16 protein-coding genes are annotated in these 19108 nt (G+C 72.9%); 7 read left to right on the top strand and 9 right to left on the bottom strand.

Annotated features, from left to right (window positions below):
- Nucleotides 1–206: 206 nt before the first annotated feature.
- From AB0I22_RS11255 to AB0I22_RS11225, 7 genes are all read right to left on the bottom strand, one after another.
- Nucleotides 207–968, bottom strand: a complete 762-nt coding sequence (locus AB0I22_RS11255; protein WP_363130459.1) for a TetR/AcrR family transcriptional regulator — start codon at nucleotides 966–968, stop codon at nucleotides 207–209.
- Nucleotides 969–991: 23 nt separating this feature from the next.
- On the bottom strand, nucleotides 992–1900 hold the full coding sequence (locus AB0I22_RS11250; protein ID WP_363130458.1) for an SDR family NAD(P)-dependent oxidoreductase: 909 nt from the start codon (nucleotides 1898–1900) through the stop codon (nucleotides 992–994).
- Between the two features lie 63 nt (nucleotides 1901–1963).
- The gene (locus tag AB0I22_RS11245) at nucleotides 1964–2710 is read right to left on the bottom strand and encodes an SDR family oxidoreductase (RefSeq protein WP_363130457.1); all 747 of its coding nucleotides are present in this window, start codon (nucleotides 2708–2710) and stop codon (nucleotides 1964–1966) included.
- 469 nt (nucleotides 2711–3179) lie between these two features.
- Entirely contained in the window at nucleotides 3180–3767 is a 588-nt protein-coding gene (locus tag AB0I22_RS11240; protein ID WP_363130456.1) for a DoxX family membrane protein, read from the bottom strand.
- Nucleotides 3768–4066: 299 nt separating this feature from the next.
- Nucleotides 4067–4333, bottom strand: coding sequence for a GlsB/YeaQ/YmgE family stress response membrane protein (locus AB0I22_RS11235; protein WP_363130455.1), 267 nt, complete (start codon nucleotides 4331–4333; stop codon nucleotides 4067–4069).
- 142 nt (nucleotides 4334–4475) lie between these two features.
- Nucleotides 4476–5051 carry a TerD family protein gene (locus AB0I22_RS11230; protein WP_363130454.1) on the bottom strand — a complete coding sequence of 192 codons (576 nt, stop codon included), beginning with the start codon at nucleotides 5049–5051 and terminating at the stop codon, nucleotides 4476–4478.
- 153 nt (nucleotides 5052–5204) lie between these two features.
- Nucleotides 5205–6101 carry a heparin lyase I family protein gene (locus tag AB0I22_RS11225; protein WP_363130453.1) on the bottom strand — a complete coding sequence of 299 codons (897 nt, stop codon included), beginning with the start codon at nucleotides 6099–6101 and terminating at the stop codon, nucleotides 5205–5207.
- Nucleotides 6102–6453: 352 nt separating this feature from the next.
- On the opposite strand from AB0I22_RS11225, the gene AB0I22_RS11220 reads away from it, so the two are divergent.
- Genes AB0I22_RS11220 through AB0I22_RS11190 form a run of 7 tightly spaced genes read left to right on the top strand, consistent with a single transcriptional unit; the run spans nucleotide 6454 to nucleotide 14855 of the window.
- Nucleotides 6454–7917, top strand: coding sequence for an MFS transporter (locus AB0I22_RS11220; protein WP_363130452.1), 1464 nt, complete (start codon nucleotides 6454–6456; stop codon nucleotides 7915–7917).
- Between the two features lie 10 nt (nucleotides 7918–7927).
- A complete protein-coding gene (locus AB0I22_RS11215) occupies nucleotides 7928–9475 on the top strand; it encodes an FGGY family carbohydrate kinase (protein WP_363130451.1) in 1548 nt (515 codons plus the stop codon).
- Between the two features lie 32 nt (nucleotides 9476–9507).
- Nucleotides 9508–11193, top strand: a complete 1686-nt coding sequence (locus AB0I22_RS11210; protein WP_363130450.1) for a glycerol-3-phosphate dehydrogenase/oxidase — start codon at nucleotides 9508–9510, stop codon at nucleotides 11191–11193.
- On the top strand, nucleotides 11190–12743 hold the full coding sequence (locus AB0I22_RS11205; protein ID WP_363130448.1) for an FAD-binding oxidoreductase: 1554 nt from the start codon (nucleotides 11190–11192) through the stop codon (nucleotides 12741–12743). The genes AB0I22_RS11210 and AB0I22_RS11205 overlap by 4 nt, the downstream gene beginning before the upstream one ends.
- Before the next feature lie 29 nt (nucleotides 12744–12772).
- Complete coding sequence (locus tag AB0I22_RS11200) at nucleotides 12773–13429, top strand: glycerol-3-phosphate responsive antiterminator (protein ID WP_363130447.1); 657 nt, start codon at nucleotides 12773–12775, stop codon at nucleotides 13427–13429.
- On the top strand, nucleotides 13426–13728 hold the full coding sequence (locus AB0I22_RS11195; protein WP_363130446.1) for an antibiotic biosynthesis monooxygenase family protein: 303 nt from the start codon (nucleotides 13426–13428) through the stop codon (nucleotides 13726–13728). Before AB0I22_RS11200 ends, AB0I22_RS11195 begins: the two co-directional genes overlap by 4 nt.
- Nucleotides 13725–14855, top strand: coding sequence for a zinc-binding dehydrogenase (locus tag AB0I22_RS11190; protein ID WP_363130445.1), 1131 nt, complete (start codon nucleotides 13725–13727; stop codon nucleotides 14853–14855). The genes AB0I22_RS11195 and AB0I22_RS11190 overlap by 4 nt, the downstream gene beginning before the upstream one ends.
- A gap of 474 nt (nucleotides 14856–15329) precedes the next feature.
- On the opposite strand, the gene AB0I22_RS11185 is transcribed toward AB0I22_RS11190, so the two are convergent.
- A complete protein-coding gene (locus AB0I22_RS11185) occupies nucleotides 15330–16763 on the bottom strand; it encodes an FAD-dependent monooxygenase (RefSeq protein WP_363130444.1) in 1434 nt (477 codons plus the stop codon).
- A 98-nt stretch (nucleotides 16764–16861) separates the two neighbouring features.
- Nucleotides 16862–18940 carry a SpoIIE family protein phosphatase gene (locus AB0I22_RS11180; RefSeq protein WP_363130443.1) on the bottom strand — a complete coding sequence of 693 codons (2079 nt, stop codon included), beginning with the start codon at nucleotides 18938–18940 and terminating at the stop codon, nucleotides 16862–16864.
- Nucleotides 18941–19108 lie beyond the last annotated feature (168 nt).

Here is a 19108-nt window from a genome sequence, read left to right as displayed (position 1 = left end):
AGGCCGGAAGTTCCCCGCATGCGCGCCTGCTGTGAACGACGGTCGAACGACCGCGGCCGTTTGATGAGAGTCGGCCGACCCGCGCGTGCCGACCGGTCCGCCAGGATGGTGCCGGTCACCTGGTGATCGAGCCGGTGAGCACACGAAGAACGCGGAGCGGGCCGGCCGCGGCCCCCGCCCCGGGGCTGCCGAAGAGGTGGGTGCGATTACCGGTCCCGCTGAGGGCCGTTCGCGAGCTTGTCCAGCCACTGTGCGAGAAGGGCGGCTTCCGCCGGGCTGAGCGCGGTGTCCGGTGACTGGTGCAGCAGCGCCCTCAGCCGGGCCGCGGTGGCGGGTACGGGCACTTCGTCCGTGGTGTCCGCCGGGCCGCGGGATGCGGTGTCCGACAGGCCCGCGATCACCTCCGGAGTGAAGATCGCGGTGTGCAGGGCGTCCCGGACACGTCGTGAGATGGAGTGGTCGGTGAAGGTGGCCGGGCGCGAGACCAGCATCAGGGCCACCCCGACATTGGCCGACATGACCATCTGGGCGGCGAGTTCGGGGGCGAGGCGGAGTTTGCCCTGGGCCGCTGCCCGACCCAGGTCGCGTTCGAGGATGCGGTGCGACTCCAGCGCCGAGTCCGGCGGGGTGCGCATCGCCGGGGAGTTCATCAGCCGGTAGAGGTTGCGGTTGCGGAGGGCGAAGTCGGTGTGGCTGTCCCAGCCGTTGCGCAGGTCCTCGATGGGGTCGGCGGTGGGGCCGCGCTGCCGTTTCGTCGCCAGATACGCGCCGAAGCCGTGGTCGACGACAGCGGCGAGCAGGCCCTCCTTGTCGCCGAAGTGCCGGTAGAGGGCAGGTGCTCCCACCTGCGCCGCCTCACAGACCGCGCGGGTCGAGACGTCCCCGTCCGGCGACTGCGCGACCAGGCCGACGGCGACTTCGAGGATGCGTGCTCGGGTACTCACCGGCCTGACGCTATCAAGGCCCATCGCGCCCCTGGCCTGCCGCTGATTCACCGGCCGGCGGGGTGTGGGGCGAGGAGGTCGGCCAGGCCGATTCGGGAGAGAAATTCGGTACGGACACGGTCGGCGACTCGGCTGACCTCTTCGGCGCCGTCGTTCGCCGGGTCCACATGGACCCGGAAGGGCCGGGTGCCGTGCGGGGCGTCGACGACGTCGACCACCGCGTCGGCGACCTGGGACACATCGGCGTCTGCCGGTGCGAGGCCGGCCAGGCGCTGCATGACCTGGTCCATCAGTCCGGCGTAGCGCTCCTCGTAGGCGGGGACGACGGTCTGCTCAGCCGGGTGACCGCCGGTCGCGAAGTGGTTGGTTCCCGAGGTGAAGGAGCCGGGCACCACGATGGTGGTCTCGATGTTGAAGCGGGCGAGCTCGGCGGCGTAGGAGACGGCGAGCGAGTCCATCGCCGCCTTGGCGGCGAAGTACGGCGCGAGGTAGGGCGGGGTGCCGCCCCGGGTGGATGTGGAGCCGATCCAGAGCAGCAGACCGCTCCGCTGATCGCGCAGACGCGGCAGGGCCGCGCGGTTGACGCGCTGGGTGCCGAGGACGTTGGTGTCGTACACGGCGGCGAGCTCTTCCGGGGTGAAGGCCTCCGTGGGTCCGGTGACCAGGTGGCCGGCGTTGTGCACGATCACGTCCAGCGAGCCGGCGTCGGCGAGTATCGCCGCTACGGCGGCGTCGGCGGACTCCTGGGAAAGCACATCGAGTTCGACGGTGCGCAGGTCGACCCGGTGCTCGGCTCCGTAGGCCTTCGCCTGGGCGACGCGGTCCGCGTTACGGCCGGTGGTGTCACGCATCGCGGCGTAGACGGTGTGGCCGGCCCCGGCCAGGGCGCGGGCCGCCAGGGCTCCGAACCCGGAACCGGCGCCGGTGATGAGGATGGTCTTGCTCGTGACGGTCATGACGGGACTCCTCTTCGAACGGGGCGGCGAGGTACCGGGGGGCGACCGCGGTGCAGAGCGGGGTCAGGCGATTCCGCCGTTGGCGCGCAGGACCTGGCCGTTGACCCAGCGGGCCGGGCCGGCCAAAAAGGAGACGACCTCGGCGATGTCCTGCGGGGTGCCCAGGCGCTCCAGCGGAGGCCGGCCGGCCATCTCCGCGATGGTCTGCTCGTCCTTGCCGTCCAGGAACAGCAGGGTCGCGGTCGGTCCCGGGGCCACCGCGTTGACGGTGATGTCGCGGCCGCGCAGCTCACGGGCGAGGACCATCGTCATCGCCTCGACGGCGCCTTTGGTGGCGGCGTAAGCGCTGTATCCGGGTAACGCAAGCGCGATCACGGAGCTGGAGAAGTTGATGATCGATCCGCCGTCGCGCAGCCTGCGGGCGGCCTGCTGGTTGACGACGAAGGTGCCGCGGATGTTGGTGCGGTGCATACGGTCCAGGGCGTCCAGGTCGAATTCGGCCAGCGGCGCCAGTGTCATGACGCCTGCCGCGTGCACCACGGAGTCGACGCCGCCGAAGGTCGTCTCGGCCGCGTCGAAGAGCGCGGCGATCTCGGTCTCGTCGGCCACATCGGCGCGAAAGGCGATGGCCCGGCCACCGGCCGCGGTGATGGCCGACACCGTGGCCTCGGCCTCGGTCCTGTTGCTCGCGTAGTTGACGACGACCGCGTATCCGTCGGCCGCCAGGCGCTCGGCGCTCTCCCGGCCGATACCCCGGGACCCACCGGTGACGACGGCGACCCGCCGCGAAGTGGTCTGCTGCTCGAACATGGTGTTACTCCCTTGTCCGATGGGGCCGGACAGGGGCTCCCCGACCCGGCGATATCAACGCTAACACCAATGCAGTAGCATCGCTACCCCTCGGCGCGGTTCAGATCGACGTGGACCTCCCGCGCAACCGCGGTCCAGACAGCGCACCCGGGCCCGTCCCAGGGTCGGAGCGGTGTCGACGTCGATCTCCCCGGCAGGCACGAGCAGGGCGTAGCGGCCGGCCAGGACCGTCTCGACCGTCAGGGTCGTGCCGGCTGACGGCGGGGTGGGCGGGGTGGGGTCGGTGGGCATCACGGGCCCTCCGAGCACGGCGGGCGGGCCCGGGGAGGACGGTGTCGTACATGAACGGCGACGGGCCCGGATGGGAGCGGCGTCGCGACCCGTGAAGGTCAGTAGATCGCTGCTGCTACTTGTCCGGCACCGCTCGACAAGGCTGACAGGAGCGATGGACGCGGCGGCCAGGCGGCCTCTACGAAGCCGCCGGCCCTTCCCCGTCAGGGGCAGGGGCAGGGGCGGAGGCAGAGGCGTCGAAGGATTCGAGGTCCGCCGAGGCCCGTACCGCCGCGGCTCGGCGGCGCAGTACGCAGGCCGCGGCCAGGGCGCTGGCGGTGAAGCCCGCGGCGACCACCCATGGGCGGTCGAGGCAGTGGCCGGTGGCGTGGTCGAGGGAGTAGCGGCCGGGGCCGGCGAGGCCGAGGCCCGCGGCGACGTAGCCGAGGAAGGCGGGGTACTCGAAGCCGCCGGAGGTGACGAAGAAGCCGGCGGGGGCGTGTACGGCCACCGCGCCCGCCATCGCGCCGGCCGCCGCCGCACCGGCCGCGGGAGTGGCCAGGCCCAGGGCGAGGAGGGTGCCGCCGCCGGCTTCGCCGAGCCCGGCGGCCAGCGCGCTCTGCTTGCCGGGCGTGAAGCCCATCCCCTCCATGGCCCCGCCGGTGGCCTCCAGGCCGTGGCCGCCGAACCAGCCGAAGAGCTTCTGCGCGCCGTGCGCGAAGAGCACTCCGCCCGCGCCCGCGCGCAGGGCGAGGAGTCCGAGGTCCTTGCGGTACGGCAGCGGCATGGCGGGTCCTTCCGGTGGCGGGCGACACCCCCAGTCTTCGGGCGACGGCCGCCGCCCACCGCCTGGCCTGCGCCGTTCGGGTGGCGGGCGGCGGTGGACGGCGGCCGTCAGCGCCGCGCGGTGTCGCGAGTTTCCGGAGGCTGCCGTCAGCGCCGCGTGCTGTCGCGGGATTCCGGAGGCGGCCCTCGGCGCCGGGAGTTTCCGGTGACCGTCAGCGCCGCGCCGTTCACCGAAAGACGCCATCGGCACTCGCGCCTCCGGAAGAGCCCGTCGGCACTGCGCGTTCCCTCAGGCCGCCGTCAGCGCCGCGAGTTGCCGAACAGGATGCGGTAGAGGATCAGGAGGACGAGCGAGCCCCCGATCGCGGCGCCCCAGGTGGCGGCGTCGAAGAACTGGTTCGAGATCGGCTTGTCGAGGAACTTCGCGGAGAGCCAGCCGCCGACGAAGGCGCCAGCCACCCCGATGACGGTGGTGCCGAAGAGGCCGCCCGGGTCGCGTCCTGGGAGGAGGAACTTGGCGATGGCGCCCGCGAGGAGCCCCAGAACGATCCAGCCGATGATGCCCACGTGGGCCCTGCCTTTCGCGTAGTACGGGCCCCACGGCGCGTTCCGTGCCGCGGGGCACTTGTCAGGACGCGCTGCCGGAGCCCGATGGTTGCGCGATGCACGTACGGCGTCGCGCAACCGCTCGGGGCAGCCGGTGCGAGGGTCAGACGTTGACGCCGAAGTCGGAGGCGATGCCGGCGAGTCCGGAGGCGTACCCCTGGCCGATGGCGCGGAACTTCCACTCCCCGCCGTGCCGGTAGACCTCGCCGAAGACCATCGCGGTCTCGGTGGAGGCGTCCTCGGTGAGGTCGTAGCGGGCGATCTCCTTGCCGTCGGCCTGGTTGACCACGCGCATGAACGCGTTGCGCACCTGGCCGAAGCTCTGGTTGCGCTCGTCGGCCTCGTAGATCGACACCGGGAAGACGACCTTCTCGACGTCGGCGGGGACGGCGGAGAGGTCGATCTTGATCTGCTCGTCGTCCCCGTCGCCGCCGCCGGTGAGGTTGTCGCCGCTGTGCTGCACGGAGCCGTCCGGGCTGGCGAGGTTGTTGAAGAACACGAAGTGCTGGTCGCTGAGGACCTTGCCCGCGCCGCCGCACAGCAGCGCGGAGGCGTCGAGGTCGTAGTCGGCGCCGGTCGTGGTGCGGACGTCCCAGCCGAGGCCGACGATGACCGCGGTCAGGCCGGGCGCCTCCTTGCTGAGCGAGACGTTGCCGCCCTTGGACAGAGTGACTCCCACGAAATGCCTCCCAGTGCGCCGTAGCTAGATTTCAAATATTGCGCAAGTGGTGAAGCATAGGTCACGGGGCGGCGGTTCCCCCAACCCGGCGAGGCCAGGTCGGACGCCTGATCGGGCAGCCGCACGGGCACTCGCCCGGACACCCCGCCGAGACTACTTCGCGGCGCCGCCCGGAGACGAGGACGCGACGTCCCCGTACGACCTGCCGACCGCCGCGCCATTGAGATAGGCGGTCGCCGGGCCGGTGATCCCGTCGGCACGGTAGACGCCCCATTTATCCAGCACCCAGTCCCCGCGCAGCGTCGCCGCCGGGTGCTGTTGTCCGCCCCCGGCGAGTTCCTGCGCCTTGCCGTCGTGCCAGAGCTTCACCCACCCCTCGGCCGGGTTCTTCGAGACCCTGAAGCCGACCACGAAGTCGTTCCACTGGTTCAGCTTCAGGTCGGTGTGCCACAGCTGGGTGGTCTTCAGTTTCGGGTCGCAGTACTCCAGGTCCACGGTGCCGTCGCCGCGGGCCCGCAGGGAGAGCGGCGGGGTGGCGGCGCCGGGCCCGTAGTCCTTGAGCTGCCAGAGCACCACCCACTTGCCGCGCTGGACGGGCAGCGGGCCCCACATCGAGCGCCAGTGGACATAGAAGACGTCGCCTTCCTTGGAGAAGCGCAGCGGCGACCCGTCGGCGGTGCGGTGTCCGCGCGTCTCGACCCGGACCCGGGTGTCGGCGTCCTCCTTCTTGCCCGAGGTGTGGAGCTCGTACGACTTCCCGTACCGGCCCGTGGGGTCGTTCACGACCTTCACCGAGCCGGGCTTGGTCTCGATGCCCTCGAACGACTTCACTCCGCGGCCCGGGTCCGCCGTCCACAGCGGGCCGGCAGCGCGGGGGTCCGCGGCCTGCCCGTGGCCGCGCTGCTGCCCCGCTCCGGTGCGTGGGGGCGTTCCCGTCGCGCCAGGGCCCTCGGTGGCCGTCGCCGTCCAGGCGCCGGCCACCGCGACGACCACGGCCAGGCCGACGCCCAGCCGGACGCGGTTCTTCGTGCGGGGGCCGGAAACGGCCATCATGGCCTCCTCTATGTGAGGTGCCCATGACAGGGAGCAAGCGGAGGGGCACCGTCGAGGTGTGAAAGTTAGGGTCGTGGCCAGTTGGCGTCAAGTGGCTCTTACCCGACGAGAGTTGAGCCCCGGGACCGCCCCCGGAAGGGGCCCTGCCCAGTGCTCGCACGGCCGGGGCCCCAGCACAGAACCATTGCGCCCAGGTGTTTTCTCTGGAAACTCTTGACGCGGCCGAGACAAGCTTCTTACTCTCGGCCGTAGTTCTTTAGGCAGGCACAGACGCAGACCACCTGTCGGTGGCTTCGCCGTGCCTATGCTCACTGTTCTGCCATCGACCGGTCCTTCGAAGGACGGGCACATGGCACAACGGCAGAGCGTCAATGGCGTCGCTGACGTCGTAGCGCTGATCGACGGCCTCGGGAAACTCACCGGCCGGGCGCAATTCATCTGGTTCCTCGTATTCGGGGGCCTCTTCCTCGACGCCTACTCCAATGCCGCGCTCAGCGCCGGTCTCGCCCCCATGACCGAGCAGATGTCGCTGAGCAGCACGCAGGTGTCGGTGCTCACCGCCACGGCCCCCGCCCTGGCCATCATCTTCAACCCGGTCGGCGGCTGGCTCGCCACCCGCATCGGCCGGGTGCCCCCGCTGCTGATGGCCAAGGTGTTCGCGCTCCTCGGCGCGCTGCTCGCCGGTTTCGCGGGCGACTTCACCATGGTCTGGATCGGCCGGGTGCTGGTCGGCGTCGCCTACGGCATCGACTTCGCCGTCGCCATGGCGCTGCTGGCCGAGTACACCCCCGCCTCCATCCGCGGCCGGCTCAACCTCTGGCAGGCGGTCTGGTACATCGCCACCACCAGCAACCTCGCGCTGGCCCTGGTCTTCTACAACTTCGACGTCGGCGCGGACATCTGGCGCTGGTCGGTGGGGTCCGCGGGTGTCGTGGCCGCCGCGCTGCTGATCCTCCAGTTCCTCTTCCTGTCGGAGAGCCCCTCCTGGCTCGCGACCAAGGGGCGGCTGGAGGACGCGGTCCGCAGCCTCCACAAGATCTTCGGCATCTCCGCCGTCGCGGGCACCCCGGCCGCCGAGGGCGGCGAGGCCCTGCCCGTCGCCCCGGCGATCGGGATGCGGCAGGCCGGCATCCTCTTCCGCGGCCGCTACCTCGCCCGCACCGTGCTCTCCTCGGTGATCTCGCTGGCCCAGGCCATGCAGTACTTCGCGGTGGGCTGGTACCTCCCGCTGATCAGCCTCACCATCTTCGGCGAGAGCTTCGAGAAGGCCACCATCGGCTCGATGGTCTTCAACGCCTTCGGCATCGTCGCGGGCATCGCCTCCGCGTACTTCGCGCGCAAGCTCGGGCTGCGGCTCAGCTCGGCGGCCGGTTTCGCCGGCGTGCTCGTCGCCCTGGTCGCGATGGGGCTGACCTTCGGGAAGGTGCCGACCGCGGTCGCGTTCATCCTGCCGGTGCTGTTCATCCTCTGCCACGCCGCGGGGCCGGGCGCCAACGGCAAGTCGATCGCCGCGCTCTCGTACCGCAGCGAGGTGCGGACCCTGGGCACCGGGGTCACCGGCATGGTCGGCAGCTTCGGCAGCGTCGTGGGCCTCTACCTCTTCCCGCAGATCAAGGACGCCCTCGGACTGGCCGACACCTTCCTGGTGATCGCCGTCGTCCCGCTCGCGGGGCTGATCACGTGTCTGGTCATCAAGTGGGACCCGACCCGGGCCGCGGTCTCCCCCGACGACGAGGACGACGAGGACACAGCCGGCGGGCGGGGCGGCGCCGGGCGCAAGACACCGGCCGCGGCAGCGGCCGGCACGAACTGAAAGGGCTGCGATGACGCAGACACACCACGGCTCGGCGCGGCGGCTCGGCGTGCTCGCCGTCGACGAGGGCACCACGGGCACGCGGGCCGGCATCGTCCTGGACGACGGCGCGGTCGGGCACGTCCGCTACCGGCCCATCGAGGTCAGCCACCCCGACGACGCGTCGGTCGAACAGGACCCGTGGGAGATCTGGACGGCCACCCTGGACGTCTGCCGGCAGGCCCTGGCCTGGGCGCGCGACGAGAGCGTCGAGGTGACGGCCGTCGCGCTGTCCACCCAGCGGGCCACCGCCATGCTGTGGGACCGGCGCACCGGCCGGCCGCTGGCGCCCGCCGTCGTGTGGCAGGACCGGCGGTACGCGCGGGAGCTGCTCGCGTACGAGCGCGAGTGGGACGAGGTGCTGACCGCACGCACCGGGCGGCCGGTGGGCAGCCGCGCCCCGTTCTACTGGGCGGCCCGGCAGATCGCCGAGCACCCGGAGGTCGCCGCCGCGGCGCGCGAGGGCCGGCTGGTCTTCGGCACCGTCGACACCTGGCTGATCTGGCAGCTCACCGGCGGCGCCGTGCACGCCACCTCCGCCACCAACGCCTGTTCCACCGGCGGCTATCTGCTGGAGCGGCACGCGTGGGACGAGGAGTGGATCGCCCACCAGGGGTTCCCGCTGGAGCTGCTGCCCGACCTGCTCGGCGACGACGAGTGCGACGGCGTCACCGACGAGGCGCTGCTGGGGATCTCCGTGCCGGTGGCCGCCACCATGGGCGACCAGCACGCGGCGCTGATCGCGCTGGGCGGTCTCGCCGCGGGCCGCGGCATGTGCGTGTACGGGACCGGGGCGTTCGTGGACGTCGCGACCGGGGAGCGCCCGGCGCTGCCCCGGTCGGGGATCTCCGGGGTGCTGGCCCAGCCCGGCTGGCGGCAGGGCGGGGTGACGCAGTTCAGCCTGGAGGCGTACTGCTCCACCACCGGCTCGGCGCTCCGCTGGCTCTGCGACGACCTCGGCTTCTTCGCCTCCCCCGCGGAGATCGGCGAGCTGGCCCTGAAGGCCCCCGCGAACGGCTCCGCGTGGTTCGTACCGGCGCTGGCCGGTGTCCGTACGCCCGCCTGGCGGCCGAACGCCACGGCGGCCCTGACCGGGCTGAGCCTCGCCACCACCCGCGCGGACATCGCCCGCGCGGTGATGGAGGGGATCGCGCACTCCGTCTGCGACCTGATCGACGGGGTCCGCGACACGATGCGGGCGCCGTTCGGCCAGCTCCGGGTGGGCGGCGGCGTGTCCGGCAGCGATGCCCTGATGCAGATCCAGGCCGACCTCGTGGGGCTGCCGCTGGAGCGGGTCGCCGACTCCGCCACGGCGAGCCTGCGCGGCAGCGCCTATCTGGCCGGGGTCCGGCAGGGCCTGTGGTCCGGCCTCGACGAGGTCGTCGAGGCGCAGCCCCGCGGCCGGATCTTCGAACCCGTCATGTCCGCCGCCGAGCGGGCCGAACACCGGGCGGGCTGGCAGGCGGTCCTGGAACCGCACCTGCGCGAGCCCGCCCGCGAAAAACCTGCGGACGACTGACACCCGTCCACCCGAAACACCAGGAGTTGATTGTGATCACCTTGCCCGCCCGCAAACCGCGGCGCGCCTCGGCCGGAGCGGCCCGCGCCAAGCCGCTGCTGCTCGACCGGGACGGCTCCCGCCGGCAGCTGGGCCAGGACGTGTACGACGTGCTGGTCATCGGCGGCGGCGTGACCGGCGCGTACGCCCTGCTCGACGCCGTCTCGCGCGGCCTGCGCGCCGCGCTGGTGGAGAAGGACGACTTCGCCTCCGGCACCTCGTCGAAGTCCTCGAAGATGGTGCACGGCGGTCTGCGCTACATCGAACAGGGCAACGTGGGCCTCGTCCGGCACTCCCTGCTGGAGCGGCACCGGTTCCGCCGCAACGCCCCGCACCTGGTGCACCGGCTGCCGTTCCTCTTCCCGATCCTGGAGAAGGAGGGCATCTTCGACCCCCGGCTGGCGAAGGGGTTCGAGGGGCTGCTGTGGACGTACGACCTCATCGGCGGCTGGCGGATCGGCAAGCTCCACCAGCGGCTGACGGTCGAGGAGGTCCTGGCGCACGCGCCGACGCTGCGCGCCGAGAACCTCAAGGGCGGCCTGCTGTACTTCGACAGCCGCACCGACGACGCCCGGCTGACGCTGACGATCATCCGTACGGCCGCGGCGCTCGGCGCCACCGTGCTCAACGGCGCCAAGGTCGAGGGCCTGATCACCGAGCGCGGCCGGGTCGGCGGCGCGAAGGTGAGCGCGGACGGCGAGGTGATCGACGTACGGGCGCGGGCCGTGGTGAACGCGACCGGCGTGTGGACCGACTCCGTCGACGGCATGGCCGAGGAGGGGCACCGCCCGCAGGTGCGGCCGGCCAAGGGCGTGCACATCGTGGTGCCCTGGGAGAAGATCCGCAACGACTGCACGGTGACCGTGCCCATTCCGGGCCGCGCGCGCCGCGCCACCTGCACCCGCTGGGGCAACACCGTGGTGCTCGGCACCACCGACACCGACTTCCAGGGCTCCTCCGACGACGTGCACTGCACCCGCGAGGAGATGGACTTCCTGCTGGAGGGCGCGAACACGGCCTTCGCGACGAAGCTGACCCCGGATGACGTGGTGGGCTCCATCGGCGGCCTGCGGCCGCTGGTCGGCGGCAAGGAGGGCGCGACGCTGGACATGCGCCGCGACCACCACATCACGCTCGGCGCGGGCGGCATGGTCACCGTCACCGGCGGCAAGCTCACCACCAGCCGGCACATGGGCGAGCTGGTGATCGACAAGGTGATGACGGTCCTCGGCCGCAAGGCGCCCAGCCGCACCACCCACCTCCCGCTGATCGGCGGCGCGGGGTACGACGCCGAGGCCGTGGCCGCGTCCGGCGGGCTCGCCGCGCACTTCGGCGAGCGGTACGGCACCGAGGCCCGGTTCGTCCACGACCTGATAGCCGACGACCGGGAACTCGCCGACCCTGTCGTCGCCGGACTGCCGTACACCAAGGCGGAGGTCGTCTACGCGGCGCGGTCGGAGATGGCCCGCTCGGTGGACGACGTGCTCTCCCGCCGCACCCGCTCCCGGCTGTTCGCCCGGGACGCGTCCGCGGCCGCCGCCCCCGAGGTCGGCCGGCTGCTCGGGCAGGAGCTCGGGCTCTCCCCCGAACAGGTCGACCAGCAGGTCGCCGAATACCTGGCATCCGTCAAGCACGAGAAGACCGTCCTCTTCGAGGGCCCCGAAGGAGCAGCAGCATGATCAGCCGTCAGACCATCACCAACCCCTTCAACCGCGGTGACTACACCGTGGGCGCGCCCACCCCGCCCCGCTGGGCGCGGACCACGCCGCCCGGCGAGGGCCCCGCGTCGCTCCAGACGGACGTCGTCAAGGTGCCCGAGCCGGTGATCGAGGAGCTGCGCTCCGTCGCCGCGGCCGTGCACGTCGAGCACGACGAGGTCGTGGCGCGGACCCGCGACTGGTGGGCCGGTTCCATGATCGGCGAGACCGACGGCAACCCCGCGACGCCGGACGCCGTCATCGTGGAGGCCGCCGACGCCGACCAGGTCGCGGCCGTCCTGCGGATCTGCCACGCGGCAGGGATACCGGTCACCGCGTCGGCCGGCCGCTCCAACGTCACGGGCGCGGCGCTGCCCGTCTTCGGCGGCGTGGTGCTGGACCTGTGCGGGCTCGACAAGATCCTGTCGTTCGACGCCGAGTCCAACGTGGTGAACGTCGAGGCCGGCGTGTTCGGCGACGTCTTCGAGAAGGAGCTCCAGGAGCTCCACCACGTCACCACCGGCCACTGGCCCTCCGCGTTCGCCCTCTCCACGGTCGGCGGCTGGGTCGCCTGCCGCGGCGCCGGCCAGCTCTCGACGCGCTACGGCAAGATCGAGGACATGGTCGTCGGCATCGACGTCGTGCACGCGGACGGCACCAAGGCCACCTACGGCGACTACTCCCGCGCCGCGACCGGCCCCGACCTGCGCCAGCTGTTCATCGGCTCGGAGGGCACCCTCGGCGTCATCACCGCCGTCCGGCTGCGCGTGCACCCGCTGCCGGACTACGCCAAGGCGCTCGCCTTCGGCTTCGAGACGTTCGCCCAGGGCCTGGAGGCGTGCCGCCGCATCCTTCAGCGCGGCGCGACCCCCGCGGCGCTGCGGCTGTACGACAAGCTGGAGAGCGGCGTCCACTTCGAGCACCCCGAGACCAACCTGCTGCTCATCGCGGACGAGGGCGACCCGACGCTGGTCGACGCCACGCTGAAGGTGTGCGAGGAGGTCTGCAAGGAGTACGGGCCGGAGCTGGACAGCGAGCGGGTCTTCGAGCGCTGGCTGCACGACCGGATGCTGACCGGCAAGTCCTCGGACGGCTTCAAGCCCGGCCCCGGCTTCGTCGCCGACACCCTGGAGATGGCCGCGTCCTGGGCCGACCTGCCGGTGATCTACGACGAGGTGGTGGCCGCCATCCAGTCGGTGCCCGGCACCCTCGCGGCCTCCGCCCACCAGTCGCACGCCTACACCGACGGCGCCTGCGTCTACTTCTCGCTGCGCGGCGACGTGGAGCGCGCCGAGCGCCGCCAGTGGTACCGCGCCGTGTGGGACGCGGCCAACGCCGTCCTCATCCGGCACGGCGCGGCGCTCAGCCACCACCACGGCTGCGGACTGCTGCGCGGCCCGTACCTCGGCGACGCGCTCGGCGCGGGCTTCGCGACCTTCGTCGCCGTGAAGGAGGCCCTCGACCCGAAGGGCATCCTCAACCCTGGCAAGCTGGGACTTCCCAGCGGCTTCGGCACCGCTCCGCTGAGCTGAAGCTCCCCCATCCCGCAACCAGGTAGGTCATGAACCCCAGCCACCGGCCTCGGGCCGTGCTCGAACCCCGGCTCTCGGCGGCCCTCGCCGAGGTGCCGGTCATCGCGTCGGTCGTGGGGCCGCAGCTGCTGCGGCAGTTCGCCGAGGCGCCGGCGTCGGTGTGCATTCTCGCGTCGATGTCAGTGGGCCAGCTGCCGCAGATCGTCCCGGCCCTGCGCAAGTCCGGCAAGACCGTCTTCGTCAACGTGGACAGCAGTCCGGGCCTCGCGCAGGACCGGGGCGCACTGGAGTTCCTCAAGCACATGGGCGCGAGCGGGGTGGTCTCCACCCGGCTCTCGCTGGTCGAGAAGGGCCGCCCGCTCGGGCTCCTCACCATGCAGAAGGTCTTCGTCACCGACCGTTCCAATCTGCGCCGGAGCCTGGACGCGGTCGCCCGCGGCGTGCCCGATCTCGTCGAGCTGATGCCGGCGCCGATCGTCGCGCACATGAGCCAGGAGTCCCAGACGGCGATGACGCCGTTCGTCGCCGCCGGATTCATCGAGACCGCCCAGGACGCGGCCGTGGCCATCGCGCTGGGCGCCAGCGCCGTGGCCACCTCCGACCCCCGCCTGTGGCAGCTGCGCCGGGACCAGCTCCCGCCGGTCCCGGCGCACGCCGCCCCCCTCGTCAGGAGAAGAACACCGTGAGTCATGTCGTCATCGCCCGCTACCGCACCGCGCCCGGCGCGCAGGACGAGGTGCTCGCCCATCTCGCCGAGATGGCGCGGGCCTCGCTGGGCGAGAGGGGGTGCCGCGGGTACCGCGTCCACCAGGGCACGGCGGACGACCGGACGATCGTGCTCTACGAGGAGTACGACGCCGAGGCGGACTTCACCGCGCACTGCGCCAGCGAGCACTTCCAGTCCATCGTCCTCGGCAAGGTGGTCCCGCTGCTGGAGCACCGCGAGGTCGTGCAGGTCGCGCCGTGCGGGGAGGCCGCCGTATGAGGATGCCCGCCGCGGTACTCCGCGCCACGTCCACCGAGCGGCCGTACGGGACCACCCGGCCGGTGGAGATCGAGGAGGTCGAGCTGGGCGACCCCCGCGAGGGCGAGGTGCTGGTGCGGATCGCCGCGGCGAGCCTGTGCCACTCCGACCTGTCGGTCGTCAACGGCGACCGGGTACGGCCGCTGCCGATGGTGCTGGGGCACGAGGCGGTCGGGGTGGTCGAGGAGGCCGGGCCGGGGGTGCGCGACGTCGAGGCGGGCGACCATGTGGCGCTGGTCTTCGTGCCCAGCTGCGGGCGGTGCGTGCGGTGCGGCGAGGGGCGTCCGGCGCTGTGCGCCGCGGCGGCGGAGGCCAACGGTTCGGGCGGGCTGCTGCACGGCCCGTCCCTGCTGCGCGGCGCAAGCGGTGAGGTGATCCACCATCAGCTCGGGGTCTCGGCGTTCGCGCGGTACGCGGTCGTCGCCCAGGAGTCCGTGGTCAGAATCCCCAAGGACGTGCCGTTCTCCGTGGCGTCCATGTTCGGCTGCGCCGTGCTGACCGGGGCGGGCGCGGTCATCAACACCGCCGCGGTGCGGCCCGGTCAGTCGGTGGCGGTGCACGGCCTGGGCGGGGTGGGGCTCTCCGCCGTACTCGGCGCCCGCGCCGCCGGCGCCTGGCCCATCGTCGCCGTCGACCCCGTACCCGCCAAGCGGGAACTGGCGCTGCGGCTCGGCGCGAGCCATGTGTTCGCGCCCGAGGACGCGTCGGCCGTGGCCGATGTGATGGGCGGCGGCGCCGAGTTCGCCGTGGAGGCGGTCGGCAGCCCGCAGGTGATGGCGGGGTGCCTGGAGTCGGTGGCCCGCGGCGGAACCGTCGTCTCGGTGGGGCTGCCCGCGCCGGGCCGGAAACTTGAGGTCCCGGCGCTGGCGTTCGCCGGCGAGGGCAAGTCGCTCGTCGGCTCGTACATGGGCGACGCGGTGCCGCGCCGGGATATCCCCCGTTATCTCGGCCTGTGGCGGGCCGGGCTGATGCCGGTGGAGCAGATGCACACCGGCACGCTGCCGCTGAGCGGGCTGAACACGGCGCTGGAGGAGCTGGCGAGCGGCGCGGCGATCCGGCAGATCATCGACACGTCGGCGGACGTCTGAGCCGATTCCGACGGGGATGCGTCGGCCGGGCCGACCGTACGGGCGCCCGCTAGGCCGATGGTCTCGGCGGGCGCACCCGTTCCATCAGGGGCGGCGCCGCGTAGCGCGCTGTCGACCGTAGCGTCAAGGCCGCCCGCAAGCTCCCGCTGCCACGCCGGGACATCCCGCGCTATCTCGGCCTGTGGCGGGCCGGGCAGATGCCGGTGGAGCAGATGCACACCGGGACGCTGCCGCTGAGCGGGCTGAACACGGCGCTGGAAGAACTGGCGAGCGGCGCGGCGATCCGGCAGATCATCGACACGTCGGCGGACGTCTGAGCCGATTCCGACGGGTCTTCGCCGCCCTGGACGGAGCGGGTGCGTCCAGGGCGGCCCCGCGTGCGTCATGCGCGAGGCGGCGGCTGCCGCGTCAGGAAGCCGTTACCGCCCGCAGCGCGCCGCGTCGGCTTGCGCGGGGCCTCCGCCCACAGCCGCGTCACCGCGGCGCCCGGCACAGGTTCCGCTCCGCCTCCGTGAACGGCGGGCCGGGCAGCGGTGCGCTGCCCGGCCCGCGCAGCACGGAGAGCGCGACCGCGGGCCGCAGCAGGGCGTCGACGGGCGCGGACAGCGTCATCACGTCGATCATGGCCCGGGCCACGTCGGGCCGGCCGGTGGCGGACCGCATCAGCCGGTCGAAGTAGCCGCGCAGCAGCCGCGCCGCGACCGGCGGCTGGTCGCCGATCGCGCCGGGGTAGCGGATGTCCTGCCCGGTGGCCAGGTCCCACGCGCTGTCGGCGGTACGGGCCAGAGCGCGCTGCGCGCGCCGGGCGAGGCCCGGGTCGCCGAGGCCGCCGCGGCGCAGCTCACGGCGGAGCGCGTCGGCCCCGAGGGCGGCCACCGACATGCCCTGGCCGTATACGGGGTTGAAGGTGGCCACGGAGTCGCCGGCGGCGACGAACCCGGCGGGCCACCGCGGCAGCCGCTCGAAGCGGCGGCGCCGGTTGACGGTGCTGTGGGAGACGAACACGTCGGTGAGCGGCTGGACTTGGGCGATGAGGTCGGCGAGCACGGGATGGTCGAGCCGGCGGCAGAATCCCTCGAACCCGTCGGCCTCCGTGGGCGGTTCGCCGCCGCGCGTGCCGGAGGCGGTGATCAGCCAGCGGCCATCCTCGATGGGGACGAGGGTCGCGCCCTGGGCCGGGCGGTCCAGTCCGGCCTTGGGCTGCACGCTGACGACGGGGAAGTTCTCGGCGCCCGGCGGGGCGCGGAAGATCCGGGTGACGTAGGCGAGTCCGGAGTCGACGCGCTCCTCCCGGACGGCGGGCAGGCCGAGTTCGGTCAGCCAGCGGGGCGCTTGGGAGCCGCGCCCGGTGGCGTCGACGACGAGGTCGGCGGCCAGGTGCGCCACGCCGCCCGCGGCGGCCGTGTCGTGGAACCGGACGCCGGTGACGCGCCGGGCGTCGCCGTCGAGTCCGAGGACGTCGGCGCCGTCGCGGAGGGTGATGCCCGGCCGGGCGAGCACCTGCTCCCGTACGACCCAGTCGAGCAGGTCCCGGGTGCAGGCCATCAGGTACTGCATCTCGGGCCAGCGGGGCAGCCACCCCTTGGCCGACAGGGCGACGAGGCCGGTCGGCAGGGAGATACGGCGGGCGCCGGCCGCGATCCACCGGTCGGTGGTGCCGGGCAGCAGGGACTCGATGACGCGGGCGCCGCCCGACCACAGCAGATGGGCGTGGCGCGCCTGCGGAAGTCCCTTGCGGGCAGCGGGCGTTGATGGCATCCGGTCCCGGTCGACGAGGGTGACCGACACGCCGTCTCCGGCGAGGACGGCGGCGGTCAGCAGCCCGGCGAGGCCGGTGCCGAGGACCACGGCGCGGGGGTGCGGGGCGGTGGGGGCGGTCGGGTCGGATCGGCGGGTCGGCTCGTTCATGGCCGGGTCCTCCTGGGGGTGCGGCACGGTACGCGCGGCGGTGACGGCCTTGGCTCCGGCACCCATTGTGCTGCGCCCGGTACGCCGGGGGCAGGAATTCAGCAGCCGCGTTCAGGGCAGGTGAACTCGCACCACACGCATTTGCCGGCGCCCCGCGACTCCACGCCCCAGACGTCGGCCAGCCCGTCGACGAGCAGCAGGCCGCGCCCCGAGACCCCCGCCTCGCCGGGCTCCCGCCGCCGCGGCATGGCGCTGGACCGGTCCTCCACCTCGACGCGCAGCCGCCGTTCGCCGTCGGTGCCGGGGAGCATCCGGGCGGTCACGACGGCGGCCCCGTCGGTGTGCAGCAGGGCGTTGGTGATCAGCTCGTCGGCGACGAGTTCGATGTCGTCCGCGCGCTCGCGCGCGCCCCACGCCCGTACCGCCGCGCGGATCATGTGCCGGGCCGCGGCCAGGGCCTCCGGGTCGGCGGCGGCGATGTGCTGCTGGAGCCGCCCGCCGCCGTGCGCGGCGGTGCCCGTCCGGCGCATCAGCAGGACGGCCAGGTCGTCCTCGCCGGCCCGCTCGTCGACTCGCTCGCACAGCTGGTCGGCGAGTTCCTGGAGGTCGTGCGGGCCGTCGCGGACGACGTCGGTCAGCCACTGGAATCCGTCGTCCAGATCCGCGCCGGGCTGTTCGACGAGGCCGTCGGTGCACATCAGGAGGGTCTCCCCCGGGTCCAGCTCGATGGCCGTGACGGGGTAGTCCAGCCGGCCGAACTGGGCGGACAGGCCGAGCGGCAGCCCGCCCGGGAAGGGCAGCCGGCGGCAGGTGCCGTCGGTGTGCCGCAGCAGCGGGTCGATGTGCCCGGCCCGTACGAGCCGCAGCGCCCCGGTGGCCAGGTCGGCCTCGGCGTAGGTGCAGGTGGCGAAGCGGTCGGTGTCGAGTTCGTGCAGGAAGAGGGAGGCGCGGGCCATGACGGTGGCGGGCGCGTGGCCCTCGGAGGCGTACGCCCGCAGGACGATGCGGAGCTGGCCCATGACGGCGGCGGCGTGGGTGTCGTGGCCCTGTACGTCGCCGATGACCGCGCCGACGCGGCCGCCGGGCAGTTGGATGATGTCGTACCAGTCGCCGCCGATGTCCCGGCCGAGCCGCGCGGAGCGGTAGCGCACCGCGAGGTCCGCGCCGGCGACGGAGGGGATGCGGCGCGGCAGCATCGCCTGCTGGAGGCCCTCGGCGAGGTCGTGCTCCTGGTCGAAGAGCATGGCGCGGGCCAGGCTCTGCGCGATGCTGCTGCCGAGGGCGACGAGGAGGGAGCGCTCCTCCTGGGTGAAGCCCTGTTTGTCGCGGTAGAGGAGGCCGAGGGCGCCGATGGGGCGGGCCTGGGCGATCAGCGGCAGATAGGCGGCGGCCGAGAGTTCGAGCGCGTCGATGTGCTCCCAGAGCTCGGGGTAGGAGGCGGCGAAGTCCTCGCGGGAGTCGATGAAGCGGGGCGCGAGGGTCCGTACCACTTCGCTCATGGGGTAGTTGTCGTCGATCCGGGTGTAGCGGGTGCCGGGTACGAAGGAGTCGGTGGGGCCTTCGGCGACGAGGTGGATGCGGCCGCCTTCGATGAGGCCGACGACGAGGCTGTCGGCGCCGAGGCGCTCCAGGCCAGGTGAGTCGCTGAGGACGTCGATGACGTCCTGCACGGTTCTGGCGTGCGCGAGGGCGGCGGTGGTCCGTTCGACGACGGCGCTCTGGTGGCGGCTGCCGGCGGGAGCCTCGCGGCGTTCCACCGAATGGGCGAGTTCGGCGGTCGCGTCGCGGAAGACGCCGAGGATGCGGTGCGGGCGGCCCTGCTGGTCGCGGCGGATGTGGCCCTGGATGTGGGCCCATCTGGGGGTGTCGTCGCGGCGCCGGACGCGGAAGTACGCCCCGTAGGAGGCGCCGCCGGATTTCAGGGCCCGCGCCACGAGCCCGTCGAGCCGAGCGGACTCGGTGAGCTGGACCCGGTCGAAGAGGGTTTCCGGATTGCCGTCGTACTCCTCCGGGGTGAGGTCGAAGACGGCGAGGGCGGCGGCGTCCAGGTGCATGAGCCCGCTGTCCAGGTCCCAGTCGAAGGTGCCCATGCGGTTGAGGGCCAGCGTCAGGTCCGGGTGCGCGGGCCAGTCGCCCGGCAGCGATACGGCGGCCGGCGTCGCTCCCCGATCAACCATGAGGCCACTCTGTCACCATTTGCCTGCATTTTCGACGCGAGAGCTGTTGGCACGGGACCGGTCGGACGTACGGGCCGGTCAGGCGTACGGACCCGGTCGGGCATACCGGCCGGGCTGGGCATACGGACCGGTCGCCCGCGTACGGGCCGGTCGTACGCCTACGGGCCG

The organism is Streptomyces sp. NPDC050610 (genome assembly GCF_040654875.1).
Classification (GTDB): domain Bacteria; phylum Actinomycetota; class Actinomycetes; order Streptomycetales; family Streptomycetaceae; genus Streptomyces.
The sequence above is the reverse complement of the archived record's forward strand: the minus strand, read 5'-3'. Positions and strand labels throughout refer to the sequence as shown.